The sequence below is a fragment of the Kitasatospora sp. NPDC001095 genome (genome assembly GCF_053598615.1).
The window spans coordinates 1-4,372 of the sequence record NZ_JBSFKQ010000114.1 but is presented as its reverse complement, the minus strand read 5'-3'; the positions used below and the strand labels follow the sequence as shown (position 1 = coordinate 4,372).

Here is a 4,372-nt window from a genome sequence, read left to right as displayed (position 1 = left end):
ACGGCGGCGAGGTCGGCGCCGTGGCCCTGCGTCTCCAGTAGCGCCAGTACTTCTTCTTCGGTGGCTTCCAGGGCGGCCATCGCGCCGTCGTTGCGCGCGGCCTGCATGTAGCAGCCCCGCGCGGCGACCAGGCTCACCGCGTCCTCCAGCGAGAACACCCCGGCCACGTGGGCGGCGGCGACCTCGCCGATCGAGTGGCCGATCAGGTAGTCGGGGACGATGCCCTGCTGCTCCAGCGTCCGGTAGAGGGCGGTCTGCAGGGTGAACAGCGCGGCCTGGGTGTACGCGGTCTGGTGCAGCACCTCCGAAGCCTCGCCGCCGCCCCACAGCACCTCGTGCAGCGGACGGTCGAGCAGCCGGTCGAAGCGGTCGCAGGCGTCGTCGAAGGCGGCGGCGAACGCCGGTACCGCCTCGTAGAGTTCGCGCCCCATGCCGGGGCGCTGGCTGCCCTGGCCGGTGAACAGGAACGCCGTCTTGCCCGGCCGGACCGTGCCGGTGACCAGACCCGGGGCCTCGGTGCCCTCGGCGAGCGCGCGCAGTCCGGCGAGCAGGCCCTCGCGGTCCTGGCCGAGGACGACGGCGCGGTGGTCGAAGCGGGTGCGGGCGGCCAGGGCGTGGGAGGCGGCGGTGGTGTCGGTGCCCGGCCGGCGCTCCAGGTGGGTGGCCAGGGCGCGGGCCTGGCCGCGCAGGGCCTCGGCCGACCTGGCGGACAACTGCCAGGGCAGGGCCTGGAGTTCGAGGGCGGCCGGAGCGGAGGCAGGCGGCTCCCCGGTGTTCGGCTCCGCGGCTTCCTCGACGGGCTGTTCGAGGATGACGTGGGCGTTGGTGCCGCTGATGCCGAAGGAGGAGACGGCGGCGCGGCGCGGCCGGCCGCCCTCGGTGCCCCACGGGCGGGCGTCGGTGAGCAGTCGGACGGTGCCGTCGGACCAGTCGACGTGGCTGGTGGGCTCGCTGACGTGCAGGGTGCGGGGGAGGGTCGCGTGCCGCATCGCCATGACCATCTTGATCACGCCGGCCACACCCGCGGCGGCCTGGGAGTGGCCGATGTTGGACTTGATCGAGCCGAGCCAGAGCGGGTGTTCGGCATCGCGGGCGCGGCCGTAGGTGTTCAGCAGGGCCTGCGCCTCGATGGGGTCGCCGAGCTTGGTGCCGGTGCCGTGGGCCTCGACGGCGTCCACCTGGTCGGCCGTCAGCCGGGCGTTGGCGAGGGCCTGGCGGATGACCCGCTCCTGGCTGGGCCCGTTGGGGGCGGTGAGCCGGCTGCTGGCGCCGTCCTGGTTGGTGGCGGTGCCGCGGATCAGGGCGAGGACCGGGTGGCCGTTGCGGCGGGCGTCGGACAGGCGCTCCAGGAGGAGCAGGCCCGCGCCCTCGCCCCAGCCCGTGCCGTCCGCGTCGTCCGAGAACGAACGGCACCGGCCGTCGGCGGACAGGCCCTGCTGGCGGCTGAACTCCACGAAGGTGTTGGGCGTGGACATCACCGTCACCCCGCCCGCGAGGGCGAGCGAGCACTCGCCCTGCCGCAGCGCCTGGGCGGCCAGGTGCAGGGCGATCAGCGAGGAGGAGCAGGCGGTGTCCACGGACACGGCCGGGCCCTCCAGGCCGAAGACGTACGCCAGCCGGCCGGACGCCACGCTGCCCAGGCTGCCACTGGCGAGGTAGCCCTCGTACTCCTCGGGGGCGGGCTTCAGCCGCGAGGCGTAGTCGTGGTACATCACCCCGGCGAAGACCCCGGTGTCGCTGCCGCGCAGGCTGGTCGGGTCGATGCCGGCCCGCTCGACGGCCTCCCACGCGGTCTCCAGCAGCAGCCGCTGCTGCGGGTCGGTGGCCAGCGCCTCGCGCGGACTGAGGCCGAAGAACTCCGGGTCGAACTCGGCGGCACCGTACAGGAACCCACCGTGCCGGGTGATCGACTTGCCGGTCGCGTGCGGGTCCGGGTCGTACAGGTCCTCCTCCCAGTCCCGGTCCTCGGGGAAGGTGCCGATGGCGTCCGTGCCGTCGGCGACCAGCTGCCACAGCTCCTCGGGCGTGGTGACCCCGCCCGGGTAGCGGCAGGCCATCCCGACGATCGCGATCGGCTCCTGCCGGGCGTCCTCGATCTCGGTCAGCCGCCGTCGGGCCTGCCGCAGATCGGTGGTGGCCCGCTTGAGGTACTCGCGGAGTTTCTCCTCGTTGTTCGCCGCTTGGTTGTTCGGCACGTCGTTGTTCGCCACGGAATCTACCTTCAGCTGGAAATGTCGGTCGGGAGCGGGACGGCGGGCGGGATCAGGCCAGGCCGAGCTCCTTGTCGAGGGCGTCGAACAGCTCGTCGTCGGTCGCCGCCGCCAGGTCGCCGTCCGGGTCCTCCCCGGCCGTCAGCCCGTGCCAGCCCTGCAACACGTGCTGGAGGCGCTGGGCGATCTCGGCCGCCTCCGGGACGACGCCGCCGGCGGCGTCCGCCGAGTGCTGCTTGAGCAGTGCCTCCAGCCGGTCGATCGCCTTCAACGGGCCCCCGGCGCCAGCTGGTTGCGCCGGGGCCAGTTCGGCGAGCAGGTGCCGGGCGACCGCCAGCGGGGTCGGGTGGTCGAAGACCACCGTGGTGGCCAGGCGCAGCCCGGTGACCTTGTTGATCCGGTTGCGGAACTCCACCGCCGTGAGCGAGTCGAACCCGAGGTCCAGCAGCCCGCGCTCCGCCTCGACCCGGTCCGGCGAGCCGTGCCCGAGGACGGCCGCCGCGTGCTCCCGCACCAGCTCCAGGAGCAGCGGCTCGCGCTCCTCCGTCGGGGCCGCGGCGAGCCGGTCGCGCAGGGACGGGCCGGTGGCGGCCACCGCGGTCGGGGCCGCCTTCGCGCGGGGCGGCCGCTGGGCGGTCCGAACCAGGCCGCGCAGGATCTCGGGGAGCGTGCCCGAGGCCGACCTGGCCTGGAGGGCCGAGCTGTCGAGGGCGACCGGGGCGAGCAGGGGGCTGCCGTGGCCGAGCGCCGCGTCGAACATCCGCAGCGCGTCCTCGGGCGCCATCGGGACGATCCCGGAGCGGCGAAGCCTGATCAGGTCGGCCTCGTTCAGCTTCTCGCCCATGCCGCCCTCGTCCCAGAGGCCCCAGGCGAGGGAGGTGGCGGGCAGGCCGAGGGTGTGTCGGTGGTGGGCGAGGGCGTCCAGGAAGGCGTTGGCGGCGGCGTAGTTGGCCTGGCCGGCGGTGCCGGTGAGGCCGCTGACGGAGGAGTACAGGACGAAGGCGGACAGCGGGAGGTGGGCTGTCAGCTCGTGGAGGTGCAGTGCGGCGTCGATCTTGGGGCGCAGGACGGTGTCGAGGCGTTCGGGGGTGAGGGCGGTGATGATGCCGTCGTCGAGGACGCCGGCGGTGTGGATGACGGCGGTGAGGGGGTGGTCGGTGGGTATGGCGGTGAGGAGGGCGGCGACGGCGTCGCGGTCGGTGGTGTCGCAGGCGACGGCCCGGACCTCGGCGCCGGAGTCGGTGAGTTCGGTGATGAGTTCGGCGGCGCCGGGGGCGTCGGCGCCCCGGCGGCTGGTGAGCAGGAGGTGGCGGACGCCGTGCTCGGTCACCAGGTGCCGGGCCAGCAGCGCACCGAGTTGACCGAAGGCACCGGTGATCAGGACGGTTCCGGCGGGAGCGAGGTCGATGGTGCCGGTGCCGGTGCCGGTGCCGGTGGCGGTCGTGCGGCCGAGGGTCGGGCTGTGGAGGGCGTCGTCGCGGACGGCGAGCTGGCTGCGACCGGAGGCGAGGGCATCGGGCAGCAGGCGGGCACTCTCGTGGACCGGGACCGCGGGATCGAGGTCGAGGACGGTGAACCGGCCGGGAGCCTCCGACTGCGCGGTCCGCAGCAGGCCCCAGACGGGCGAGTCCGCGAGGGCGGGGACCGCGGGGGCGGGACCGGCCGCGACGGCGCCCCGGGTGAGGACGACAAGGCGGGAGTCGGCGAGGCGTTCGTCGGACAGCCACTCCTGGAGGACGGCCAGGGCGGTGCGGGCGGAGTGGTGGGCGGCCCCGGGGAGGCCGTGCTCTGGGGTGGGCCAGGGGAGGAGCACGGTGGCGGGGGTACGTCCGGACGCGTCGGCCGCGGCACGGAGGGCGGTCAGGGTGGGGTGGATCTCGGTGATGCCGAGAGCGGACGCGATCGGGTCGGTGGTCCCGCCGACGAGGGCCCAGTCGGTGGTGCCGGTGCCGGTGCCGGTTCCGGTGTCGGTGGGGTGGATGGGCAGCTTCTGCCAGTCGACCGTGTAGAGCGGGTCGCGGTTCGAGCCGAGGGTGCTGGGATCGAAGGTGCGAAGGGTCAGGCCGGCGGTGAGGACGGGGGTGCCGGTGGGGTCGGTGATGGTGAGGTGGGTGGTGTCGGGGGTGGTGGGGGTGAGGGTGGCGTGGAGGGTGGTGGCGTTG

2 protein-coding genes are annotated in these 4,372 nt (G+C 74.5%); both read right to left on the bottom strand.

The window, feature by feature from the left end; translation table 11 throughout:
- A partial coding sequence (locus tag ACWDBB_RS35955) for a type I polyketide synthase (RefSeq protein WP_449793613.1) occupies positions 1-2,210 on the bottom strand: 2,210 nt, incomplete at its 3' end.
- Positions 2,211-2,262: 52 nt separating this feature from the next.
- On the bottom strand, positions 2,263-4,372 hold a 2,110-nt coding region (locus tag ACWDBB_RS35950; protein ID WP_449793612.1), incomplete at its 5' end, for an SDR family NAD(P)-dependent oxidoreductase.